Source organism: Aurantibacter sp., assembly GCF_039941195.1.
Classification (GTDB): Bacteria; Bacteroidota; Bacteroidia; order Flavobacteriales; family Flavobacteriaceae; genus Aurantibacter_A.
Window position 1 is genome coordinate 26,627 of record NZ_JBDVFA010000036.1, and the last position, 22,183, is coordinate 48,809.

Genomic DNA, 22,183 nt, shown 5'->3' on the forward strand with positions numbered 1-22,183 from the left:
GCATTTTTTATTTATGCAAGACCTGCCCTTTTTCTTCTAAATCATTTTTTAAAGTTTGATAATCAACATCTTGCACCGGAACTTTATTATCAATTGCAATAACTGCTGCAGCTGCTGCAGACTGACCTAATATCATAAATACGGGTTCCATACGCATTGAGCCAAAAGCGATATGACTTGAAGACACGCAAACAGGAACCAATAAATTGGTGCATTCTTCCTTTTTAGGGACCAAAGAACCGTAAGAAATCTCATAAGGCCCATTCGTATTTACACCAATATCGCCTTCATTTTGCACAAAACCATCTTCCTTAATATAACGCTGAACGTTATGTGAATCCATGGTATATGACCCCATACCAACAGGATTAGGAGTAGGTCGTTTTTTTAATAATTCGTTTTCTGTCATTACATGATGCCCTATCATTCTTCGAGCTTCTCTCACATAAATTTGATGTGGCCAGTTTCCATTATCCGTAAATTCATCTTTAGCCAATCCCCATCTTTGCATTTCTGTTTGAATGTCTTTAGGCACTCTTGGATCGTTTGCCACAAACCAATAGAATCCTTTTTGATAATCTTCATGTTCTTTAATAATTTCTTTTCTTCGTTCGTATGTCGCTTCTGGGTAATCGTAATTCATACCTATATTATCACTACTTAAAGGACCGTGATTGTTAGTATCTGTTTTATAATTGGGTATGGCATCAAATTTTTCAAAAAAATCTTTTCTACCAGTCGCTAAAGATCGTGCCAATAACTCATATTGAAGTGGGTCATAATTTTCTGGTTTAGGAAATGGTAGTCTGTTTGCATCATTATGAGTCATACATGTTCTAAAACAATAGGCCTGAATTTTATCATCACCTGTATGCTTTTCTCCAGGATTCTCCGCAGAAACACGCGGCAATACTCCACTAGAGGGATCCCCGGGAACCACATATGGTGAAATATCAGACATAAACCAATGTTTATGATGCAGTACGCCTGTTTGAACTCCATTCCATTCTTCTCCATAAACACCTTGCCCTTCTCTACCTACATGATAACTTACTCCAGCCGCTGCCATCAAATCGCCTTCATATGTGGCATCTAAAAACATTTTTCCTGAATAAGTTTTACCATTTAAAGTTGTGAAAGATGTAATTTTCCCTTGTTTGACTACAACACCATTTTCGCGATTTAGCCATTCATCCCTATCTACTTGAATTTTATATTCATCAATAAAATCTTCAAAAATATTCTCGGCAACATGAGGCTCAAATATCCACATAGTACGGCTCTCGCCATCCATAGCTCTGGTACCCTGTCCTTTATTACCATAGGCCTCTTTAGGCTGCCAGTTCCATGCTTCCTTAGTATTATAATGCATAAAAACTCGATGATAAAATTCTCTCGACAAACCACCAATTACACTTTTATCACCTGTATCTGTCCACCCTAGACCACCAGAAGTTAGGCCGCCTAAATGTATATCGGGCGACACAATAATTACTGATTTACCTGATTTTTTAGCCTCAACAGCAGCAATTACAGCGGCAGAAGTGCCACCATAAATGATAATATCTGCCGATTTATTTTGACTATTAGTTAAAATTGGAAAAGCTAACAGTATTGTTAGCAATAGAGCGAAAGTTGGTTTGGATGTTTTCATCCTTAAATATAGCAATTACCCTAAATATAAATGTCTTTTTAAAAAAACGCTTGCAGCAAATTTTGTTAAGAAAAACAACGGATACTTTTTAAAATGATATTAAGTGTAAATCCAAAGTATATTACACAACTATGCTACTTTTCTACATTCTTTCAGGCACTTCTATTCCTAATAATTTAAAAGCAGATTCTATTACTTCACTGACCTTTTTAGAGAGTTGAACACGAAGCATCTTTTTCTGATTATCAGTTTCTCCTAAAATGGAAACTTGCTGATAAAAAGAATTAAACTCTTTTACTAAATCATAAGCGTAATTGGCTATTAAAGCTGGACTATAATTTTCAGCTGCTAACTGAATGGTATCTGGGAATATCTGAATTTGCTTAATAAGTTCTTTTTCCTTTTCGTGTATTTCCAGTGTAGTCTCAATAGTCGCATCACTGTTTATTTTATTCTTTGCTGCCTTACGTAAAATAGATTGAATTCTAGCATAAGTATATTGAATAAAAGGGCCGGTATTACCTTGAAAATCCACTGATTCTTCGGGGTCGAAAAGAATTCGCTTTTTAGGATCTACTTTTAAAATATAATACTTCAACGCACCTAATCCTATCATTTTATAAAGTGCTAGCTTTTCGCTTTCTGAATAGCCATCAAGTTTACCTAAGTCCTCCGAAATTTTTGCTGCAGTTGTAGTCATATCAACCATTAAATCATCTGCATCAACTACCGTACCTTCTCTACTTTTCATTTTTCCGCTAGGTAAATCAACCATTCCATAGCTTAAATGATGCAGATTTTCTGACCAAGTAAAACCAAGTTTTTTTAGAATCAGAAACAACACCTTAAAATGGTAATCTTGCTCATTACCCACGGTATAAACCATACCTTTAATATCCTGATAATCTTTTACCCGTTGTATAGCAGTACCGATATCTTGTGTCATGTACACGGCTGTTCCATCTGACCTTAAAACAATCTTTTCATCAAGTCCTTCATCAGTTAAGTCTATCCACACACTACCGTCCTCCTTTTCAAAGAAAACTCCATTTTCTAAACCTTCTGCAACAAAATCTTTCCCCAACAAATAGGTGTTACTTTCATAATATAAAGTATCAAAATCAACTCCTAATTCTCTATAAGTTTTTTCAAAACCATCATAAACCCAACCATTCATCATTGTCCAAAGTGCGACAACTTCTTTATTACCTGCCTCCCATTTACGAAGCATTTCTTGTGCCTCTACTAATAATGGCGCCTCTTTTTCTGCAACTTCCTTTTCAATTCCGCTTTCCACAAGTTTGGCAACTTCTATCTTATACGCCTTATCAAAAGCCACGTAATAATTACCTACCAATTTATCTCCTTTTAAACCAGTGCTTTCTGGAGTTTCTCCTTTTCCAAATTTTTGCCATGCCAACATACTTTTACAAATATGAATGCCACGGTCATTAATAATCTGAGTTTTATATACTTTTTTACCGGATGCCTTTAGAATTTCAGAAACAGAATATCCTAAAAGGTTATTTCGGATATGCCCTAAGTGCAAGGGTTTATTTGTGTTCGGAGAAGAATACTCAACCATAACCGCTCCAGCATCCTTATTACTCACAAAACCAAAATCGGCTAAATTTTTTATGGAGTTAAAAAAATTAAGATAATAAACTGGACTAATAACAAGATTTAAAAAGCCTTTAATAACATTAAAACTAGATACCTCGTCTAGTTCATTTACAAGATATTCGCCTATTTGATTTCCTATTTGAACAGGGTTCCCTTTAATAACACGCAGCATCGGAAAAACAACTATAGTAACATCACCTTCAAAATCTTTACGAGTAGGTTGAAATTCAACAGATGGTAAATCGGTATTATAGATAGAAGAAACGGCTTCTTTAACTTTAGACTCTAAAACAGCTTGAATGCTCATTAAATATAGTTTTGTCGGCTGCAAAATTAATCATTTTTTTAGCTTTTATCCGCAATAGCAACGGCAATAAGCAAAGTTTGATTAACTTAAGAAATCTTATGTAAAAGAAATGCTATGTTGGTAAATGTATCCTATAACAACAAAAATATTACAAACAAAGTAGACAATGCAGTTGGAAAACCATTTACACTAAAAGAGCGATGGCAAATGAACGGAATTGGCTCACCCAAATTATTTATAATAGGAACGAGTGTGGAGATAATGAATCTTTTAATATTGGACAATAATACTAATTCATGCAATATTGAGCTGCGGCCAAAAGGAATAATTGTACGCTTTCGATCATTATTAGAAACTTTTGCTCTTGTTATTCCTTTTTATAAACTAAGTATTCTCAAAGGAGATTTAGCAACATATACCATTTATCGCGACAAGTACTTTATTAAAGTTTTGGCTGACACAAAAGCAGTTCAAAAATTCTTTCAAAAAATAATGGCGTACAAAGCTGATAATATGCCTCCTTCAATTCAAGATTTATGAACATCCTACTTACTGGAGCAAATGGTTATATAGGTATGCGGTTATTACCGCAACTACTAAGTTTAGGACATCATGTTATTTGTGCTGTACGAGATGCCGGGAGATTATCGGTAGATGATGAAATAAAAAAAAGAATAAAAATAGTAGAAATTGATTTTTTAAAAGAGGTTGATGAAAAAATTCTTCCTAGAAACATTGATACCGCCTATTTCCTAATTCACTCTATGAATTCTTCGGCTAAAGATTTTGATGAGAAAGAAGCAAATACAGCTAAAAATTTTAACGCCTATTTAAAAAACACAAATGTAAAACAAGTGATATACCTGAGTGGAATTGTTAATGACAATACACTTTCAAAACATTTATCTTCTCGTAAAAATGTTGAAAATATTTTATATAAAGGTGCATTTAATTTAACAGTACTTCGAGCTGGAATAATTGTAGGTTCGGGCAGCTCTTCTTTTGAAATTATACGTGATTTATGTGAAAAACTACCGATTATGATTACTCCCAAGTGGGTTAAAACCAAAACACAACCTATAGCTATTCGTGATATAATTCACTTTTTAACGGGAGTTTTAGGCAATGAAAAAGCTTATAATGATTCTTTCGATATTGCCGGTCCAGATGTATTAACATATAAAGAAATGTTACATCAATACGCTAAAGTTAGGGGTTTTAAAAATTGGATTTATACAGTTCCTGTAATGACGCCAAAACTTTCGAGTTATTGGCTATACTTTGTAACTTCTACCTCATATCGGTTAGCATTGAACCTTGTTGATAGCATGAAAATAGAGGTTATTGCGAGTGATAATCGATTAGAAAAAATTTTAGAAATTAAAACCCATACCTACACTGAAGCTATTGACATGGCTTTTAAGAAAATTGAACAAAACCTTGTCGTAAGTAGTTGGAAGGATAGTATGGTGAGTGGACGATTTACTAAAGATTTAGAAAAATATATTCAAGTGCCGAAATATGGCATTCTAAAAGACGAAAAAAAACTTAAAATAGACAACCCAGATTTGGTCCTCGAAAATATTTGGAAAATTGGTGGTGATAATGGGTGGTATTATGGCAATTGGCTTTGGAAAATAAGAGGTTTTCTAGATAAAATTTTAGGAGGTGTTGGTCTAAGAAGGGGTAGAACACATCCCGACAAAATTTTTGCTGGTGATGCACTTGATTTTTGGCGTGTGCTTTTAGCAGATAAAAAAGGAAAAAGATTATTATTATTTGCTGAAATGAAACTACCAGGAGAGGCTTGGCTAGAATTTAAAATTGATGAAAATAATATTCTTCAACAAACGGCAACCTTTCGTCCTCGCGGATTAAAAGGCCGCCTTTATTGGTATTCAATAGTACCATTTCACTATTTTATTTTCGGTGGAATGATACGTAACATCGCAAATAATAGAAACTAAATACTTTCTAAGCTTTGCTCTTTAGGTAAAAATATCTCAGCCATCATGCAACGTGCACTACCGCCACCACATGTTTCAATAGTATCTAAAGAACTATGCAGAATTTTGCTATACTTCTCTAAAGATGAAATTTGTTCCGTATTTAAACTATGATATGCAGCGGAACTCATTACCATAAATCGCTGGTCTTGTCTTCCGATTACTTGTAACATATTTCCAGCAAAGTGATGCATCTGTTCTTCTGATATCGAAATAATATCCTTACCATCTTTCTTAAGATGCTCAATTACACTTTTACGCTCTTGTTTATCATCAATAGCATCTAAACAAATAACTGCGAAACTTTCTCCCATTGCCATCATCACATTGGTATGATAAATAGGTAAACGCTCCTCATTTACAGTTTGATTTGCCGTAAATACCACAGGAAAACAATCGAAATCTTCGCAATACTCAATAAACAATTCTTCATTGGCACGCTCAGAAAGTGCACAATAGGCTTTTCCATTTACTCGATCAAATAAAATGCTACCTGTACCTTCCAAAAATATTCCTTCTTCCTCCGCTGAAGTATAATCCACAACATTATTAATTAGAAAACCTTGTGCTTCCAAAACATCGAAAATATCTTCACGTCTTTCCATTCGTCTGTTTTCAGCGAACATAGGATATACTGCAATGGTACCATTCTCATGAAATGAAATCCAATTGTTAGGAAAAATAGAATCTGGGGTATCAGTTTCTACCTTATCCTCTACAACGATTACATTAACACCATTGGAACGTAAAACATTAACAAAAGTATCAAATTCTTTTTGTGCCTTCTTATTAATTTCTGAGTTCTTTGCCTTTATATCTTCTTGAAAATAATTGTTAACGGCAGTTTGTTCGTTCTTGCGAAAATTAACTGGACGTATCATTAATATTGTATTGGTAATCTGCATTTTTAATCCTATTTTCTTATTAATGGTAAAGTGCTACAACGCAATAACCCCTCTTGTTTCGAAATTTCAGCATAGGGAATTTCCTCAACTCTAAATCCTTGCTTTCGTAACCAATTATTTAGTCTTGTAAAGTTCTTCTCAGATACAACTACTTCAGGAGAAATTGAAAATACATTACTAAACATCTGATACATCTCCTCATTAGTAATTTCAAAAATATTTTCAGCTCCAAAAAAATCCACTAACCATTGGTATTCTTCTTCAACTAAAAAACCATTTCTATGTAAAATTGCTTTTCCCTTTCCTAAAGGTTGAAAACAGCAGTCTAAATGCAAGGCATTCTCACGTGCGTTCTTGGATTTACGCAATTCAAATGATTTAATTGTTTTCTCTGGAAATGATGTTGTAATAAAATCTACAGCTTCTTTGTTTGTTCGAGCCGTAATCCAATCTGAATAATCATCTGCAGTGTAGGTGCCAATAAATATATAATCATTCCATGGCATTATATCTCCTCCTTCAATATGAACTTCTTCAGGTGGACGAATAATATACTCCGGAGCAATTCTATCCAACACATGTAATATAGCCTCAATCTCTTCTTCCCTATGTGGCAAAATATTGGCTAATATCAGCTTTTGCCCTATTACAAAAGCAATATCACGTGAGAATATCTGATTACAGTTCTCAATAATTTCTGGTCTATGAACCGATACACCATATTTTTCAAAAACGCTAGCGAACGCATCCATTTCACGAATCATATCTGCTTCTTTGGGGTAAGTACCTGCTAATATATGCTCCAAAGATTTTGGATCATAAGCCTCTTCCGGTTTAGGAATAGGGCCATTACTTTCTGCCGTTCCTAATAACACTTCCTTTAAAACCGAAATTTCATCATTCACATTTAAATGCAACATATCTATATTTTTTATTGGTATAACAAAAAAAAAAAGAGACCCTTTTAATTAAAAAAGAGTCTCTTTTGTTTTTATGATGGTAGCAATCTACCGCAATGCGAGATCAACAAATGGACGTTCTGTTTCACCAATATAAACTTGTCTAGGTCTACCAATTGGCTCATTTCTAAGTCTCATTTCGCGCCATTGTGCAATCCACCCTGGTAAACGTCCCAATGCAAACATTACTGTAAACATTTCAGTCGGTATACCTAAGGCTCTATAAATTACACCGGAATAGAAATCTACATTCGGGTATAATTTTCTATCAACAAAATATTGATCTTCCAATGCTTCTTTTTCCAATCCTTTAGCCACTTCTAAAATTGGATCTTCAATACCTAAGTCAGCTAAAATCTCGTCAGCTGCTTTTTTAATAATTCTAGCTCTAGGATCAAAATTCTTATAAACTCTATGCCCAAATCCCATTAAACGGAACGGATCAGATTTATCCTTAGCCTTGGCCATATATTTTTTTGTATCTCCACCGTCAGCAACAATTGCTTCAAGCATTTCTAATACTGCTTGATTAGCACCCCCATGTAATGGGCCCCAAAGTGCAGATATACCAGCAGATAGTGATGCGAAAAGCCCCGCATGTGAAGAACCTACTATACGCACTGTAGAAGTTGAACAATTTTGCTCATGATCAGCATGCAATATTAAAAGTTGATCCAGGGCATTAATCACAACATCATTTCTCACATAATCTTTAGTTGGCTTTTTGAACATCATCTTGTGAATATTCTCAACATAACCTAAAGAATCATCTCCATAATCTAAAGGCAACCCTTTTTTCTTTCTTAGTGTCCACGCTACTAATACAGGAAATTTAGCTAATATTCTTACAATTGCACCATACATTTCATCAGCAGATGTAACATTAACTGAAATCGGATTAAAGGCTATTAACGCACTAGTTAAAGAAGTAAGCACTCCCATTGGATGAGCAGATTTTGGAAATGCATCTAAAATCTTTTTCATTTCCTCATCTACATGAGATTCATTCTTAATATCTAAATGAAATGCATTAAGCTGTTCTTTATTTGGCAACTCACCAAAAATTAACAAATAGCATGTTTCTAGAAAATCTGCTTTTTCTGCAAGTTCTTCAATAGAATAACCACGATATCTTAAAATACCTTTTTCACCATCCAAAAATGTAATTTCACTTTCACAACTTCCAGTGTTTTTATAACCTGGATCAATAGTTATCATTCCTCCGGTTGCACCTCGTAAGGTTTTAATATCTATAGCAAGTTCATCTTCGGTTCCCTTAATTACTGGAAACTCATATTTTTTGCCATCGTATTCTAATGTAGCTTTATCTGACATTCTTCGTGTTTTCTATTATAGTTTATTGAACGTAAAGTTAAGGAAAAGGTATAATCTTGACAATTATCATTTTTCAATTTTAGATATATTAACAAGACTACCAAAAATCGTACTATTTAAGTACTATTAAACCTGTATTAAGTGTGCATATGATACAAATGTTTGTAATATTTGTCTACAGATTTTTGCCAAGTAAAACGCATTGCTTTAGCTTTTTTCTGTATCGTTTTCCATTGTGGTTTATCATTGCGATAAATATCAATTGCTAAACCAAAAGTATCTACCATACTTCTTATTTTATCATCATAAGTATCACCATCAAAACTAAAGCCCGTCTCCAAATGCTTTACCGTGTCTTTTAAACCTCCAGTATTGTGAACTAAACATGGATTACCGTTACGCATAGCCAACATTTGACTAATTCCACAGGGTTCAAAAAGACTTGGCATAAAATATAGGTCTGATTCTAGATAAATAGAATCAATAAGGTCTTCTGATTGACCATTAGTAAAAATGAAATTTTTATGATGATAACTTAATTCCCTAAAGGTTTCTTCATAATCTGGAGCACCTGTTCCTAAAAGCATGAACACTCCATCAATCTCCTCCAGTTTTTTTAAAATCGCTACAAAAGCGCCCGGCGACCTTTTAACAAAGTAAAATTTTTGTTCTGTTAACCTTGCAACACTTGACGCTATAAATTTTGGGCGATTTCCTTTTACATATTCCATCACCTTCTCCCCGGTATGAGCAAGAAAATCTGACTTATACTTTTTATCTTCTTCCTGTAACCACTTAAATAAAGCAGATACCGTATTTCTATATAATAGTCCCTTTTCTGCAGCTCTAATGTTTGCATAATTAGATCCATTTAATATACCAAATAACCGCCCTTCATCATTAGCTTTTCGTAAATCGTTCTCTAAGCCTTCACCACCTATAAATTCTGGAGGGGCACTTGGCTGCAAAATATCTTCTTTATAGGAAGGTGAAACTGTTTGCACAGCATCGGACAAACGAATACCTACTGCCATTAAATTAATACAATCATTATAGCGATAATCCATCAATCTCCCTTTATCAAACTCAATATCTGGAAACCAATTTTGCATTGAGGCATAATTATTCTCAAATGGTCGGATTCCTTGTATAGCTAAATTATGAATGGAATAAATATATCTGTACTGCTGTAGGGATTTATAAGCTGGCACATATTCCTTTAAGAACAACAATAAACTAGAATGCCAGTCGTGCATATGCACTATATCTAATTCGCCAAAAGCATTCTTTTTCATAGCCTCGGCAACTGCAGCACAAAAAATTGTAAATTTTAAAAAATCAGTGTAAAAAGGCTCTTCAGGATCATCATGATAAATATGTCCTATCTCACCAGCTTCAATTTCTGGGTGATGTATTACATAATGCGTCAAATTTTCAAATTCCTTTTTTGGAGTTACCTCATACAACTCGGCAAAATAAGTAGTACCTCTGAGCTCAAATTTAAGCGTTGACAATAAAATTCCATTTTGGTGTAATCTTGAATATGACGGTACAACTACATGAACTCTATCGCCTCTACTTGCAATTTCCCTTGGCACGTCGCGTACTACATCTCCCATTCCTCCAGCTTTACACTTGTCAAGAGCATCATTTTCAGCGGCAACAAAAAGAAATTTATTCATATAGAGAAAGATTTGTCAGTTCGTATGTTCGTTTATAAAGAATTAATAAAAAGGTAAGTAAAGTTTTGAGACCTCACAAAAAAAAAGCCCTTCTAACCTATAAATTTTAGGAAGAAAGACTTTTTTATTATCAATTAGATAAATTACTTGATTTTAAAAGCTTTTTCTTGTGGATAATAAGCCACACTTCCTAACTCTTCTTCAATGCGTAAAAGTTGATTGTATTTTGCCATACGATCGGAACGTGAAGCAGAACCAGTTTTTATTTGTCCTGTATTTAAAGCTACAGCCAAATCAGCAATTGTATTATCTTCAGTTTCTCCTGAACGGTGACTCATAACAGAAGTATAACCGGCATTTTTAGCCATATTTACTGCTGCAATTGTTTCTGTTAACGTACCTATCTGATTTACTTTTATTAAGATTGAATTTGCAATCCCATTCTCAATACCTTTTGATAGACGCTCAACATTGGTAACAAAAAGATCATCCCCTACAAGCTGTACTTTGTCTCCAATTTTTTCTGTTAGTGCTTTCCAGCCATCCCAGTCATTTTCATCCATACCATCTTCTATTGATATGATTGGATATTTCTCACTTAATTCGGCTAAGTACTGTGCTTGCTCTTCTGATGTTCTTATTACACCTTTGTCACCTTCAAATTTAGTGTAGTCGTATTTACCATCAACAAAGAATTCTGCAGCAGCACAATCTAAAGCAATCATAACATCATCTCCTAACTTGTATCCAGCTTTGTCCACAGCCTTAGCAATAGTATCAAGAGCATCTTCAGTACCACCTGCTAAATTTGGAGCAAAACCACCTTCATCACCTACAGCTGTACTTAAACCTCTATCGTGAAGCACTTTTTTAAGATTATGGAAAATTTCAGTACCCATTTGCATAGCATGACTGAAATTTTTCGCCTTTACTGGCATTACCATAAATTCTTGAAAAGCAATAGGAGCATCAGAATGCGAACCACCATTAATAATATTCATCATAGGAACTGGCAACGTATTTGCACTTACACCACCTATATATTTATATAAAGACTGACCTAATTCATTAGCTGCTGCTTTGGCTACTGCCAGTGAAACACCCAATATAGCATTTGCTCCTAATTTTGACTTATTTGGAGTACCATCTAAATCAATCATTGTTTGATCAATTAAATTCTGATCAAACACTAACATACCCAAAATTTCTTCTGCAATTAATGTGTTCACATTTTCTACAGCTTTCATAACTCCTTTACCCATAAAGGTATCGCCTCCATCTCTAAGCTCCACTGCTTCATGTTCACCTGTAGAAGCTCCTGAAGGTACCGCAGCACGACCCATTACACCATTTTCAGTTACTACATCTACCTCTACTGTAGGGTTTCCTCTTGAATCTAAGATTTGTCTTGCATGTACGCTAAGAATGATACTCATATGATATTTTTTAAATTGTTTTTTCTAAAATCAAATATACAAAAGACGTGCTTTATAATATGTGGTCTTTATGGTATATTCAAAGGAATAATGATTTCTTAACTATGACACCGTTTCTTTTGCGGTTTTCTTAATTAAATCATGATATTGATCAAATAGATATTCAGCATCATGTGGACCCGGACTTGCCTCTGGATGGTATTGTACTGAAAAAACATTTTTATCCTTCATTCGAATTCCAGCAACCGTTTGATCATTCAAATGAACATGGGTTATTTCTAAATCTGTGTTTGCTTCTGTCTCCTCTCTATTAATTGCAAAACCGTGATTTTGAGATGTTATCTCCCCTTTACCAGTTAGTAAATTTTTAACAGGATGATTTATTCCTCTATGACCATTATGCATTTTATAAGTTGAAACCCCATTCGCTAATGCAATTACTTGATGCCCTAAGCATATTCCGAATAATGGACTATCACTAGCAATGATTTCTTTTGCTGTAGCTATAGCACTGGTTAAAGGCTCCGGATCTCCAGGACCGTTCGAAATAAAATACCCATCAGGTTCCCAAGCCTCCATTTCAGCAAAAGAAGTATCGAAAGGAAAAACCTTTATGTAGGCATCTCTTTTCGCAATATTTCTAAGTATGTTCTTTTTAATCCCTATATCCAATGCCGAAATTTTATAAGTTGCATTTTCATCCCCAAAATAATATGGTTCTTTAGTAGAAACCTTAGAAGCCAATTCAAGACCTTCCATACTAGGCACTTCAGCCAATTGTGCTTTTAATGCAGAAATATTATCAACGTCAGTAGAAATTACGGCATTCATAGCTCCATTATCTCTAATGTAACTCACCAAGGCTCTTGTATCGACATCAGAGATACTAAACAAATTATTTTTATCTAAAAATTCTTCTAGACTACTATCAGCGTCGGCCCTAGAATAATCATAACTGAAATTTTTACAAATTAAACCAGCAATTTTAACTCCTTCAGATTCAACTTCATTTTCATTAGTTCCATAATTACCAATATGTGCATTTGTTGTAACCATTAATTGTCCAAAATACGAGGGATCAGTAAATATTTCCTGGTACCCTGTCATACCCGTATTAAAGCAAACCTCACCAAAAGCAGTTCCTTCTTTATCTCCTACTGATTTGCCATGGAAAATTGTACCATCAGCTAATAATAAAATTGCTCTTCTTTTAGACTTATACTTCATTTTATATAATTTTAATCCTCGTTTTTAATCTTTAAATTACTCTAATCGACGCAGTTTGTACTAACAAATTAAACAGCATTGGTTGAACTTAACAAATTGTATTTAATTCCTTAACAAAATAATATAAAAAAAGGATAAACTATTAAGTTTATCCTTTTACAATTATTATAAGTAATTAACATACTATTCTTCTGAATCGTCTGTTTTAGTCTCCACTGCCACTGGTGGAGTTTCAGTTTTTGCACCGCCACCTCTTCTACTTCTTCTAGTAGTTTTCTTCTTAGGTTTTCCTGCATTGTATAATTCGTTGAAATCAACTAGTTCAATCATTGCCATATCGGCATTATCTCCTAAACGATTACCCAACTTTATTATACGTGTATAACCTCCCGGTCTATCACCAACTTTTTCTGAAACCGCTCCGAATAATTCACCTACAGCATACTTATCTCTAAGATATTTAAAAACGATACGTCTATTATGCGTACCCTTATCTGCAGACTGATTATTCTCAGCTTTCGATTTCGTTATCAATGGCTCAACAAATTGTTTTAAAGCTTTTGCTTTAGCAACAGTTGTATTGATACGTTTGTGCTCAATTAAGGAACAAGCCATATTTGCTAACATAGCTTTTCTATGCGATGTCTGTCTTCCTAAATGATTTACTTTTTTACCGTGTCTCATTATTTTATTCTATGTATTTCTCCAACTGAGGGAATATCCCTTCCTGTAAGAAATATCAGTTAATCTTTATCTAATTTATATTTCGCCAAATCCATTCCAAAATTAAGTCCCTTGTTTATTACAAGCTCCTCTAATTCAGTTAATGATTTTTTACCGAAATTTCTAAATTTCATTAAATCATTTTTATTGAAAGAAACCAAATCACCTAATGTATCAACTTCAGCAGCTTTTAAGCAATTTAATGCTCTTACTGAAAGATCCATATCTACTAATTTTGTTTTCAATAATTGACGCATATGTAATGATTCTTCATCATATGTTTCTGTCTGAGCAATTTCATCAGCTTCAAGCGTAATACGCTCATCAGAAAACAACATAAAGTGGTGAATCAATACTTTTGCACCTTCAGTTAATGCATCTTTTGGATGAATAGATCCATCAGTTACAATTTCAAAAACCAATTTTTCATAATCAGTCTTTTGTTCTACCCTAAAGTTCTCAATGCTATACTTAACATTTTTTATTGGGGTGAATATTGAATCTATTGCAATTGTACCAAGTGGAGCACCAGATTTTTTATTCTCTTCCGCTGGCACATACCCTCTACCTTTTTCAATAATTATTTCCATATTAATGCTAACTTTAGCATCCATATTACAAATAACTAGGTCTGGGTTCAATACCTGATAACCAGAAATAAATTTTTGAAAATCACCTGCTGTTAATTGCTCTTTTCCACTTACAGAAATAGCAACAGTTTCAGCTTCAGAGTCTTCAATTTGCTTTTTGAAACGAACTTGCTTTAAGTTCAAAATAATTTCGGTAACATCTTCAACAACACCAGGAATAACAGAGAACTCATGTTCTACATTGTCTATTCTTACAGATGTTATAGCGTGGCCTTCTAAAGATGAAAGCAATACCCTTCTTAATGCGTTACCGACGGTTAATCCATATCCAGGCTCTAACGGACGAAACTCAAATTTCCCTTCGAAATCTGAAGAATCGATCATTATTACTTTATCGGGTTTCTGAAAATTAAATAATGCCATGTGAATCAGTGTTCTTATTAATTATTTAGAGTAAAGCTCGACGATTAATTGTTCTTTGATATTCTCTGGAATTTGCATTCTCTCAGGAATTGTAACAAATGTACCTTCCATTTTTTCTGAATTCCAAGTTATCCATTCATATACACTGCTATTTGCAGAAAGTGCATCTTGAATTGTTTGTACAGATTTTGACTTCTCACGTACTCCAACAACATCACCAGCTTTTAAAGAATAAGATGGAATGTTTACCAACTCACCATTTACTGTAATGTGTCTATGAGAAACTAGTTGTCTGGCACCTCTTCTAGAATTTGAAATACCCATACGATAAACAACATTATCTAATCTTGCCTCACATAATTGTAAAAGTACTTCACCAGTAACACCTTCTTTTCTTTTGGCAGCAGCGAAAATATTTCTAAACTGCTTCTCAAGAATACCATAGGTATACTTTGCTTTTTGCTTTTCCATCAACTGGACAGCATATTCTGATTTTTTTCCTCTTCTACGGTTATTACCGTGTTGTCCTGGAGGATAATTTTTCTTTTCAAAGGACTTATCGTCCCCAAAAATTGCTTCGCCAAATTTACGTGCAATTTTACTTTTTGGTCCTGTATATCTTGCCATCTTCTTTTTATTTGAGGTATGATTATGAATTAAGGCTTATCCTTCGATAATCGTCATTACACCTCGTGAATGAATAAATTAAAATACGTACTTAAACTCTTCTTCTTTTAGGAGGTCTACATCCATTATGTGGCATTGGAGTAACATCGATAATTTCGGTTACTTCAATTCCAGAATTATGTAATGTTCGAATAGCAGACTCACGACCATTACCAGGTCCTTTAACGTAAACTTTTACTTTTTTAAGACCCGCTTCCTGCGCTACTTTAGCACAATCTTCTGCAGCTACTTGGGCAGCATATGGAGTATTCTTTTTAGAACCTCTAAAGCCCATTTTTCCTGCTGAAGACCATGAAATTACATCTCCCTTTTTGTTGGTCAATGAAATAATTATATTATTAAATGAAGCTGTAACGTGAGCCTCACCAACACTATCAACTATAACTTTACGTTTCTTTGCTGATTTTGTACTTGCTTTTGCCATATCTTTTAGTTTCTAGTTGTTAGTTGTTAGTATTAGAATCCTAAACTTTTACATTTCAAACAGATTCAATCTAACTACCAAATACTAATGACTTTAATTATTTAGTTGCCTTTTTCTTATTAGCAACAGTTTTTCTTTTTCCTTTTCTTGTTCTAGAGTTGTTCTTAGTACGTTGACCTCTCAACGGAAGACTTGATCTATGACGTATGCCACGATAACAACCAATATCCATCAATCGCTTGATGTTTATTTGTGTTTCAGAACGCAATTCACCTTCTATAGTAAAATTAGAAACGGCTTCACGAATTCTACCGATTTCATCATCATTCCAATCAGATACTTTTGTATCTTCATCTACTTTAGCGATGCTTAAAATTTCTTTAGCTCTACTGTTACCAATACCAAAAATATAGGTAAGGGCGATTACGCCACGCTTTTGTTTTGGTATATCTATACCTGCAATTCTTGCCATAATTATCCTTGTCTTTGTTTAAATCTAGGATTCTTTTTGTTGATCACGTACAATCTGCCTTTTCTGCGCACTATTTTGCACTCGGCACTTCTCTTTTTTATGGATGCTCTTACTTTCATTGTAAATCCTTTCTAATATCTATAAGTAATTCTTGCCTTTGTTAAATCATAAGGGCTCATTTCAAGCTTAACCTTATCACCCGGTAGTAATTTTATGTAATGCATACGCATTTTACCTGAAATGTGCGCAGTCACTACATGACCATTCTCCAATTCAACTCGAAACATTGCATTTGACAATGCTTCAATTATACTTCCGTCTTGTTCTATTGCCGCTTGTTTAGCCATCCTATAACTATGCTACTTTTCTATTCTTACCTGTTTTCATCAAGCCATCGTAATGCCTGTTTAATAAATAAGCATTAACCTGCTGTACTGTATCTATTGCTACACCAACTAAAATTAGTAATGATGTACCTCCATAAAATAAAGCCCATCCAGCCTGAACATCTAACAACTTAACTATTACCGCCGGTAAAATTGCTAATATTGCTAGGAAAATTGATCCAGGCAATGTAATTAACGACATTATTTTATCCAAATAATCTCCAGTTTCTTTTCCTGGACGAATACCAGGAATAAAACCACCACTTCTTTTTAAATCATCTGCCATCTTATTGGTAGGAACAGTAATCGCTGTATAGAAAAAAGTGAATACTATAATTAAGAAAGCAAACAATAAATTATATGCCAAACCAAAAATATCAGCAAATTGCACCTCAATCCATTGTCCTACAGAAGTATCATTAAACATACTACCTAACATACTTGGTACAAACATAATTGCTTGTGCAAATATAATAGGCATTACTCCAGATGCATTCAATTTTAATGGAATATATTGTCTTGAACCTATTGCATTTTTCTCATAACCACCAGAAGCTGTTCTTCTAGCATATTGTACTGGTATTTGACGCATAGCCATTACTAAAAGTACACAAGCTAAAATTACTAAGAACCAGATAATTATTTCAACTAACACCATCATCGGTCCACCAACACCATTCCATCTTGTTACAGCTTCTTGAGCAAATGACTGTGGCATTGATGCTATAATTCCTATCATTATAAGTAATGATATACCATTACCTATACCTTTATCTGTAATCTTTTCACCTAACCACATTGCAAATACACAACCAGTTACCAATATTATTACAGCAGGAATCATAAAATCTAAACCTCTACCCATTAAAAAAGCAGAATCTGGCACACCAAAAGCAGAAAGACCAAACAAATAAGTAGGTGCCTGTACTATACAGATACCAATTGTTAACCATCTCGTAATTTGGTTTTTAGTTTTTCTACCGCTTTCACCTTCTTTATCTAACTTCTGTAAATAAGGTATCGCAATACTCATTAGTTGCACCACAATTGAAGCAGATATATAAGGCATAATGCCCAAGGCAAATACTGAAGCATTTGCAAAAGCACCACCAGTAAAGGCATTCAACAATCCAAATATTCCTTGATCTGTACCTGTACCATCAACTAAACCACCTAATTGACTGGAATCAATACCCGGAAGTACAATTTGGCAACCAAAACGATATACCAAAAGAAGTCCTAGAGTCATAAGAATTCTATTTCTTAGCTCCTCAATCTTCCACATATTAGATATAGTCTCGAAAAATTTCTTCATGGTTTGGGTATCCTTATAAATTTATTGCTTCTCCACCTGCCTTTTCAATTGCAGCTTTTGCACTAGCAGTAAACTTATGTACTGAAACTTTTAGACTAGCTTTTAATTCACCACCTCCTAATATTTTCACTAAGTCGTTTTTACGTGCTAACCTATTTTCAATTAAGGTTTCAAAAGTAATAGTATCTTTTACTTTTTTAGCATCAACAAGCTCTTGTAATTTATCAAGATTGATTCCTGTATACTCCTTACGATTAATGTTTGTAAAACCAAACTTAGGTACACGTCTTTGTAATGGCATTTGACCACCTTCAAATCCTATTTTCTTAGAATAACCAGATCTAGATTTTGCACCTTTGTGCCCTCTTGCGGCTGTACCACCTTTACCAGAACCTTGTCCTCTTCCTAATCGCTTACCTGCTCTATTGGTAGATCCCTCTGCGGGTTGTAGATTATTTAAATCCATTGACTTATATATCTTAAGCTTCCTCAGTGGAAACCAAATGTTTAACTGTATTTATCATTCCAAGAACGCTAGCGGTATCATTGTGCTCAACTACTTGGCCTATTCTATGCAACCCTAATGCCTCTAATGTCCGTTTCTGGTTTTGAGGCCTCTTAATGCCGCTCTTAATTTGTTTTACTTTAATCTTAGCCATTTCTAATCGTATTTGGCAATTTGTGTTTTAGCAACAAATTACACAGTACTTAATACTATCTATTATCCTTTAAATACCTTTTCTAAAGAAACATTTCTCTGCTTTGCAACAGTACCAGCATCCCTCAATTGAAGTAAAGCATCAAAAGTAGCTTTTACAACATTATGTGGATTCGATGATCCCTGAGATTTTGAAAGTACATCTTGCACTCCAACCGCTTCCAAAACTGCTCTTACAGCTCCACCAGCGATAACTCCTGTACCATGAGAAGCCGGCTTAAAGAAAACTCTTGCTCCACCAAACTTACCTTTTTGCTCGTGAGGTACAGTTCCTTTATTTAAAGGAATTCGAATTAAATTCTTCTTAGCATCTTCAATCGCTTTTGCAATAGCAGTAGCAACTTCTTTTGATTTCCCAAGACCGTGACCTACTACACCGTTCTCATCACCAACAACAACTATTGCCGAGAATCCGAAGGCACGTCCACCTTTTGTCACTTTAGTAACCCTTTGCACACCAACTAAACGATCTTTTAAATCTAGACCTCCTGGCTTAACGGTTTCTACGTTTTTATATTTCTGGTACATATATTCTTTAAAATTTAAGTCCTGCTTCTCTTGCTCCTTCGGCCAATGATTTCACACGACCATGATATAAGTTTCCACCTCTATCAAAAGCTACTTTCTCTATTCCTGCTTTAGTTGCCTTATCAGCTATTGCTTTTCCAACCAAGGCTGCTATTTCAATTTTCGTTCCCTTAGCCTTAACTAATTCTTTATCTCTTGAAGACGCAGCTGCAATAGTAACACCATTGTTATCGTCAATTACTTGAGCATAAATAGCGCTATTACTTCTAAATATAGAAAGACGTGGTCTTTCTGCAGTTCCAACAGAAACTTTTCTAATTCTTCTTCGTATTCTGAGTTTTCTTTCAGACGTTGATAATCCCATAACTCTTAATTATTAGGCTGATTTACCAGCTTTTCTTCTTAATTCTTCTCCAACGAACTTAATACCTTTTCCTTTGTACGGTTCTGGCTTACGGAATGATCGTATTTTCGCTGCAACCTGACCAACTAATTGTTTGTCATGTGATGTTAGCTTAACTATAGGATTCTTTCCTTTTTCAGATATTGTCTCGATTTTAACTTCAGGAGCAATATCTAAAACTATATTATGTGAGAACCCTAATGCAAGATCTAATTTTTGACCTTGATTACTAGCTCTATACCCTACACCTACTAATTCTAATTCTTTAGTCCAACCTTTGGAAACTCCCTCCAACATATTAGAAACCAATGAACGATATAAACCGTGTTTTGATTTACTCTCTTTAGAATCTGATGGACGAGTTACTAAAACTTGAGCATCTTCTATCTTCACTTCAACAGAAGAATATTCCTGCGTAAGCTCTCCTAATTTCCCCTTCACAGAAATAACACCATCCTTTACATCGACGGTAACTCCCTCGGGAATTGCAACTGGATTATTACCTATTCTAGACATTTTCTATTACTTCTTAATTATTAATAAATGTAACAAAGCACTTCGCCACCTACATTTTCTGCTTTTGCTTGCTTACTTGTCATTACTCCATGAGAAGTAGAAACAATAGCAACACCAAGTCCGTTCAAGACTCTCGGTAAATCTACAGATCCCGCATATTTACGTAAACCTGGTTTACTTACACGTTGTAATTTCTTAATTACAGGCTCTTTAGTGAACTTGTCATATTTCAAAGCAATTTTTATAGAACCTTGAACTTTATCTTCTTCAAATTTATAACTCAAGATATAACCTTGATCAAATAAAATCTTGGTAATTTCTTTCTTCAAATTTGAAGCAGGAATTTCAACAACCCTATGTCCTGCTCGGCTAGCGTTGCGCACTCTTGTTAAATAATCTGCAATAGTATCTGTAACCATCTTTATTATATTCGGTAACGGTTTTTAGCTCTTTCACTAAACCTGAAACCCATTAATTTATTTTTATTACCAGCTAGCCTTTTTAACCCCTGGTATTAACCCTTGATTAGCCATTTCTCTGAAAGTTACTCTAGAAATACCAAAATTTCTCATATAACCTCTTGGTCTACCGGTTAATTTACATCTGTTACGCATGCGCACTGGTGATGCATTTTTCGGTAATCTTTGTAATGCTTCATAATCTCCAGCTTCTTTTAAAGCTTTTCTTTTTTCAGCATAAATTGCAACCGTTTTTGCCCTTTTTCTCTCACGGGCCTTCATTGATTCCTTAGCCATATTAATTCTTTTTAAATGGTAAACCCAATTCGGTTAATAATGATTTTGCTTCTTTATCGGTATTTGCCGAAGTCACAAAAGTAATATCCATTCCATTAATACGATTAATTCTATCAATATTAATTTCAGGAAAAATTATCTGTTCAGTAACACCAAGACTATAATTTCCACGACCATCAAAACCACTAGCTTTAATTCCTTGAAAATCTCTTACTCGAGGCAATGCACTTGTCACCAATCTATCTAAAAATTCGTACATACGCTCTCCTCTCAAAGTAACTTTAGCCCCAATTGGCATACCCTTACGAAGTTTGAACGCCGCAACATCTTTCTTTGATACTGTTGCTACCGCTCGCTGACCTGTAATATTAGTCAACTCATCAACCGCTTGGTCAATTAATTTTTTATCTGCTACTGCAGCACCTATACCACGGCTTACTACTATCTTTTGCAATTTAGGAACTTGCATAACATTGTTATAGCCAAATTCTTGCTTTAACGAACCAACGATTCGTTCGGTATATTCTGTTTTTAATCTTGCTACGTACGACATAATTAAATTACTTCTTTCGATTTCTTAGAAACACGTACCTTCTTACCATCCTTCACTTCATACCCAACTTTAGTAACATTACCATCTTTATCTAGTAATGCTATGTTCGAAATATGAATAGGAGCTTCTTTTTTTACAATTCCGCCCTGAGGGTTTTTAGCACTCGGCTTTTCATGTTTAGACACCATATTAGCACCTTCAACAATTGCCTTGTTTTTTACTTTATCAACGCTCACAATCTTGCCCTCTGTACCTTTATGGTCACCAGCAACAATTCTTACAACGTCTCCTGTTTTAATCTTTAATTTCATCACTTTCAAATTTTAAAGTACCTCAGGTGCTAATGAAACAATTTTCATGAATTGCTTATCACGCAACTCCCTAGCTACTGGTCCGAAAACACGAGTACCTCTCATTTCTCCAGTCGGATTCAACAATACACACGCATTGTCATCGAATCTAATATAAGAGCCATCTGGTCTTCTTACTTCCTTTTTGGTTCTTACAACGACAGCAGTTGAAACTGCGCCCTTTTTGATACCACCGTTCGGAGTTG

The 22,183-nt window shown here is 34.5% G+C and carries 28 protein-coding genes; 2 read left to right on the forward strand and 26 right to left on the reverse strand.

Annotated features, from left to right (window positions below):
• Positions 1–7: 7 nt before the first annotated feature.
• Together ABJF52_RS06795 and argS are read right to left on the reverse strand one after the other, a co-directional pair.
• A complete protein-coding gene (locus ABJF52_RS06795) occupies positions 8–1,654 on the reverse strand; it encodes an FAD-dependent oxidoreductase (protein ID WP_348148199.1) in 1,647 nt (548 codons plus the stop codon).
• A gap of 142 nt (positions 1,655–1,796) precedes the next feature.
• Positions 1,797–3,584: an arginine--tRNA ligase gene (gene argS / locus ABJF52_RS06800; RefSeq protein ID WP_348148202.1), complete on the reverse strand. Its 1,788-nt coding sequence runs from the start codon at positions 3,582–3,584 to the stop codon at positions 1,797–1,799.
• A 114-nt stretch (positions 3,585–3,698) separates the two neighbouring features.
• Here argS and ABJF52_RS06805 point away from each other — a divergent pair, with 114 nt between their 5' ends.
• Together ABJF52_RS06805 and ABJF52_RS06810 are read left to right on the forward strand one after the other, a co-directional pair.
• Positions 3,699–4,124 (forward strand): hypothetical protein, encoded by a 426-nt coding sequence (locus ABJF52_RS06805; protein WP_348148205.1) that lies wholly within the window; start codon positions 3,699–3,701, stop codon positions 4,122–4,124.
• Positions 4,121–5,551, forward strand: a complete 1,431-nt coding sequence (locus tag ABJF52_RS06810) for an SDR family oxidoreductase (RefSeq protein ID WP_348148207.1) — start codon at positions 4,121–4,123, stop codon at positions 5,549–5,551. Before ABJF52_RS06805 ends, ABJF52_RS06810 begins: the two co-directional genes overlap by 4 nt.
• Here the strand turns inward: ABJF52_RS06810 and ABJF52_RS06815 are convergent.
• The 24 genes from ABJF52_RS06815 to rplN form a co-directional block, all read right to left on the reverse strand.
• Positions 5,548–6,495 carry an arginine deiminase-related protein gene (locus ABJF52_RS06815; RefSeq protein WP_348148210.1) on the reverse strand — a complete coding sequence of 316 codons (948 nt, stop codon included), beginning with the start codon at positions 6,493–6,495 and terminating at the stop codon, positions 5,548–5,550. The genes ABJF52_RS06810 and ABJF52_RS06815 overlap by 4 nt on opposite strands.
• Positions 6,496–6,503: 8 nt before the next feature.
• Entirely contained in the window at positions 6,504–7,415 is a 912-nt protein-coding gene (locus tag ABJF52_RS06820) for an arginine deiminase family protein (RefSeq protein ID WP_348148213.1), read from the reverse strand.
• Positions 7,416–7,502: 87 nt separating this feature from the next.
• The gene (locus ABJF52_RS06825) at positions 7,503–8,789 is read right to left on the reverse strand and encodes a citrate synthase (RefSeq protein WP_348148216.1); all 1,287 of its coding nucleotides are present in this window, start codon (positions 8,787–8,789) and stop codon (positions 7,503–7,505) included.
• Between the two features lie 137 nt (positions 8,790–8,926).
• Entirely contained in the window at positions 8,927–10,471 is a 1,545-nt protein-coding gene (locus ABJF52_RS06830) for a glycogen/starch synthase (RefSeq protein WP_348148219.1), read from the reverse strand.
• Between the two features lie 143 nt (positions 10,472–10,614).
• A complete protein-coding gene (gene eno, locus ABJF52_RS06835; protein WP_348148222.1) occupies positions 10,615–11,907 on the reverse strand; it encodes a phosphopyruvate hydratase in 1,293 nt (430 codons plus the stop codon).
• Between the two features lie 102 nt (positions 11,908–12,009).
• A complete protein-coding gene (gene carA, locus ABJF52_RS06840; protein WP_348148225.1) occupies positions 12,010–13,134 on the reverse strand; it encodes a glutamine-hydrolyzing carbamoyl-phosphate synthase small subunit in 1,125 nt (374 codons plus the stop codon).
• Between the two features lie 183 nt (positions 13,135–13,317).
• Entirely contained in the window at positions 13,318–13,818 is a 501-nt protein-coding gene (gene rplQ, locus ABJF52_RS06845) for a 50S ribosomal protein L17 (RefSeq protein WP_348148228.1), read from the reverse strand.
• Between the two features lie 59 nt (positions 13,819–13,877).
• Positions 13,878–14,870, reverse strand: coding sequence for a DNA-directed RNA polymerase subunit alpha (locus ABJF52_RS06850; protein ID WP_153757419.1), 993 nt, complete (start codon positions 14,868–14,870; stop codon positions 13,878–13,880).
• Between the two features lie 21 nt (positions 14,871–14,891).
• The gene (gene rpsD / locus ABJF52_RS06855) at positions 14,892–15,497 is read right to left on the reverse strand and encodes a 30S ribosomal protein S4 (protein WP_348148231.1); all 606 of its coding nucleotides are present in this window, start codon (positions 15,495–15,497) and stop codon (positions 14,892–14,894) included.
• 91 nt (positions 15,498–15,588) lie between these two features.
• Positions 15,589–15,981 (reverse strand): 30S ribosomal protein S11, encoded by a 393-nt coding sequence (gene rpsK / locus ABJF52_RS06860; RefSeq protein WP_348148234.1) that lies wholly within the window; start codon positions 15,979–15,981, stop codon positions 15,589–15,591.
• Between the two features lie 97 nt (positions 15,982–16,078).
• Complete coding sequence (rpsM, locus tag ABJF52_RS06865; RefSeq protein WP_348148237.1) at positions 16,079–16,453, reverse strand: 30S ribosomal protein S13; 375 nt, start codon at positions 16,451–16,453, stop codon at positions 16,079–16,081.
• 2 nt (positions 16,454–16,455) lie between these two features.
• Positions 16,456–16,572 carry a type B 50S ribosomal protein L36 gene (gene ykgO / locus ABJF52_RS06870; RefSeq protein ID WP_013621733.1) on the reverse strand — a complete coding sequence of 39 codons (117 nt, stop codon included), beginning with the start codon at positions 16,570–16,572 and terminating at the stop codon, positions 16,456–16,458.
• A gap of 12 nt (positions 16,573–16,584) precedes the next feature.
• Positions 16,585–16,800: a translation initiation factor IF-1 gene (gene infA / locus ABJF52_RS06875; protein ID WP_013305172.1), complete on the reverse strand. Its 216-nt coding sequence runs from the start codon at positions 16,798–16,800 to the stop codon at positions 16,585–16,587.
• 7 nt (positions 16,801–16,807) lie between these two features.
• The gene (secY, locus tag ABJF52_RS06880; RefSeq protein WP_348148239.1) at positions 16,808–18,154 is read right to left on the reverse strand and encodes a preprotein translocase subunit SecY; all 1,347 of its coding nucleotides are present in this window, start codon (positions 18,152–18,154) and stop codon (positions 16,808–16,810) included.
• A 13-nt stretch (positions 18,155–18,167) separates the two neighbouring features.
• Positions 18,168–18,620, reverse strand: coding sequence for a 50S ribosomal protein L15 (rplO, locus tag ABJF52_RS06885; protein ID WP_348148241.1), 453 nt, complete (start codon positions 18,618–18,620; stop codon positions 18,168–18,170).
• 13 nt (positions 18,621–18,633) lie between these two features.
• Positions 18,634–18,813: a 50S ribosomal protein L30 gene (rpmD, locus tag ABJF52_RS06890; RefSeq protein WP_348148243.1), complete on the reverse strand. Its 180-nt coding sequence runs from the start codon at positions 18,811–18,813 to the stop codon at positions 18,634–18,636.
• A gap of 62 nt (positions 18,814–18,875) precedes the next feature.
• Positions 18,876–19,400 carry a 30S ribosomal protein S5 gene (rpsE, locus tag ABJF52_RS06895; protein WP_348148245.1) on the reverse strand — a complete coding sequence of 175 codons (525 nt, stop codon included), beginning with the start codon at positions 19,398–19,400 and terminating at the stop codon, positions 18,876–18,878.
• 7 nt (positions 19,401–19,407) lie between these two features.
• Entirely contained in the window at positions 19,408–19,764 is a 357-nt protein-coding gene (rplR, locus tag ABJF52_RS06900; RefSeq protein ID WP_348148247.1) for a 50S ribosomal protein L18, read from the reverse strand.
• A gap of 12 nt (positions 19,765–19,776) precedes the next feature.
• On the reverse strand, positions 19,777–20,319 hold the full coding sequence (gene rplF, locus ABJF52_RS06905; protein WP_348148249.1) for a 50S ribosomal protein L6: 543 nt from the start codon (positions 20,317–20,319) through the stop codon (positions 19,777–19,779).
• Between the two features lie 20 nt (positions 20,320–20,339).
• Entirely contained in the window at positions 20,340–20,738 is a 399-nt protein-coding gene (rpsH, locus tag ABJF52_RS06910) for a 30S ribosomal protein S8 (RefSeq protein WP_348148251.1), read from the reverse strand.
• Positions 20,739–20,804: 66 nt separating this feature from the next.
• Positions 20,805–21,074 carry a 30S ribosomal protein S14 gene (rpsN, locus tag ABJF52_RS06915; RefSeq protein WP_348148253.1) on the reverse strand — a complete coding sequence of 90 codons (270 nt, stop codon included), beginning with the start codon at positions 21,072–21,074 and terminating at the stop codon, positions 20,805–20,807.
• Position 21,075: 1 nt separating this feature from the next.
• Positions 21,076–21,627, reverse strand: a complete 552-nt coding sequence (gene rplE / locus ABJF52_RS06920) for a 50S ribosomal protein L5 (protein WP_348148255.1) — start codon at positions 21,625–21,627, stop codon at positions 21,076–21,078.
• Positions 21,628–21,629: 2 nt separating this feature from the next.
• The gene (gene rplX / locus ABJF52_RS06925) at positions 21,630–21,938 is read right to left on the reverse strand and encodes a 50S ribosomal protein L24 (RefSeq protein WP_348148257.1); all 309 of its coding nucleotides are present in this window, start codon (positions 21,936–21,938) and stop codon (positions 21,630–21,632) included.
• A gap of 12 nt (positions 21,939–21,950) precedes the next feature.
• The coding region (gene rplN, locus ABJF52_RS06930; protein ID WP_348148259.1) for a 50S ribosomal protein L14 at positions 21,951–22,183 on the reverse strand (233 nt) is incomplete at its 5' end.

Excerpts from the sequence above, each read along its gene's own strand:
- rpmD (WP_348148243.1), bottom strand. The coding sequence starts at position 18,813 with ATGGCTAAGATTAAAGTAAAACAAATTAAGAGCGGCATTAAGAGGCCT.
- ABJF52_RS06825 (WP_348148216.1), bottom strand. The coding sequence starts at position 8,789 with ATGTCAGATAAAGCTACATTAGAATACGATGGCAAAAAATATGAGTTT.
- argS (WP_348148202.1), bottom strand. The coding sequence starts at position 3,584 with ATGAGCATTCAAGCTGTTTTAGAGTCTAAAGTTAAAGAAGCCGTTTCT.
- eno (WP_348148222.1), bottom strand. The coding sequence starts at position 11,907 with ATGAGTATCATTCTTAGCGTACATGCAAGACAAATCTTAGATTCAAGA.
- ABJF52_RS06820 (WP_348148213.1), bottom strand. The coding sequence starts at position 7,415 with ATGTTGCATTTAAATGTGAATGATGAAATTTCGGTTTTAAAGGAAGTG.
- ABJF52_RS06805 (WP_348148205.1), top strand. The coding sequence starts at position 3,699 with ATGTTGGTAAATGTATCCTATAACAACAAAAATATTACAAACAAAGTA.
- rplQ (WP_348148228.1), bottom strand. The coding sequence starts at position 13,818 with ATGAGACACGGTAAAAAAGTAAATCATTTAGGAAGACAGACATCGCAT.
- ABJF52_RS06830 (WP_348148219.1), bottom strand. The coding sequence starts at position 10,471 with ATGAATAAATTTCTTTTTGTTGCCGCTGAAAATGATGCTCTTGACAAG.
- rplX (WP_348148257.1), bottom strand. The coding sequence starts at position 21,938 with ATGAAATTAAAGATTAAAACAGGAGACGTTGTAAGAATTGTTGCTGGT.
- infA (WP_013305172.1), bottom strand. The coding sequence starts at position 16,800 with ATGGCTAAACAAGCGGCAATAGAACAAGACGGAAGTATAATTGAAGCA.
- ABJF52_RS06815 (WP_348148210.1), bottom strand. The coding sequence starts at position 6,495 with ATGCAGATTACCAATACAATATTAATGATACGTCCAGTTAATTTTCGC.
- ABJF52_RS06795 (WP_348148199.1), bottom strand. The coding sequence starts at position 1,654 with ATGAAAACATCCAAACCAACTTTCGCTCTATTGCTAACAATACTGTTA.
- rpsN (WP_348148253.1), bottom strand. The coding sequence starts at position 21,074 with ATGGCTAAGGAATCAATGAAGGCCCGTGAGAGAAAAAGGGCAAAAACG.
- rplF (WP_348148249.1), bottom strand. The coding sequence starts at position 20,319 with ATGTCTAGAATAGGTAATAATCCAGTTGCAATTCCCGAGGGAGTTACC.
- rplE (WP_348148255.1), bottom strand. The coding sequence starts at position 21,627 with ATGTCGTACGTAGCAAGATTAAAAACAGAATATACCGAACGAATCGTT.
- rpsD (WP_348148231.1), bottom strand. The coding sequence starts at position 15,497 with ATGGCAAGATATACAGGACCAAAAAGTAAAATTGCACGTAAATTTGGC.
- secY (WP_348148239.1), bottom strand. The coding sequence starts at position 18,154 with ATGAAGAAATTTTTCGAGACTATATCTAATATGTGGAAGATTGAGGAG.
- ABJF52_RS06810 (WP_348148207.1), top strand. The coding sequence starts at position 4,121 with ATGAACATCCTACTTACTGGAGCAAATGGTTATATAGGTATGCGGTTA.
- carA (WP_348148225.1), bottom strand. The coding sequence starts at position 13,134 with ATGAAGTATAAGTCTAAAAGAAGAGCAATTTTATTATTAGCTGATGGT.
- ABJF52_RS06850 (WP_153757419.1), bottom strand. The coding sequence starts at position 14,870 with ATGGCATTATTTAATTTTCAGAAACCCGATAAAGTAATAATGATCGAT.
- rplR (WP_348148247.1), bottom strand. The coding sequence starts at position 19,764 with ATGGGATTATCAACGTCTGAAAGAAAACTCAGAATACGAAGAAGAATT.
- rplO (WP_348148241.1), bottom strand. The coding sequence starts at position 18,620 with ATGGATTTAAATAATCTACAACCCGCAGAGGGATCTACCAATAGAGCA.
- rpsK (WP_348148234.1), bottom strand. The coding sequence starts at position 15,981 with ATGGCAAAAGCAAGTACAAAATCAGCAAAGAAACGTAAAGTTATAGTT.
- rpsH (WP_348148251.1), bottom strand. The coding sequence starts at position 20,738 with ATGGTTACAGATACTATTGCAGATTATTTAACAAGAGTGCGCAACGCT.
- ykgO (WP_013621733.1), bottom strand. The coding sequence starts at position 16,572 with ATGAAAGTAAGAGCATCCATAAAAAAGAGAAGTGCCGAGTGCAAAATA.
- rpsM (WP_348148237.1), bottom strand. The coding sequence starts at position 16,453 with ATGGCAAGAATTGCAGGTATAGATATACCAAAACAAAAGCGTGGCGTA.
- rpsE (WP_348148245.1), bottom strand. The coding sequence starts at position 19,400 with ATGTACCAGAAATATAAAAACGTAGAAACCGTTAAGCCAGGAGGTCTA.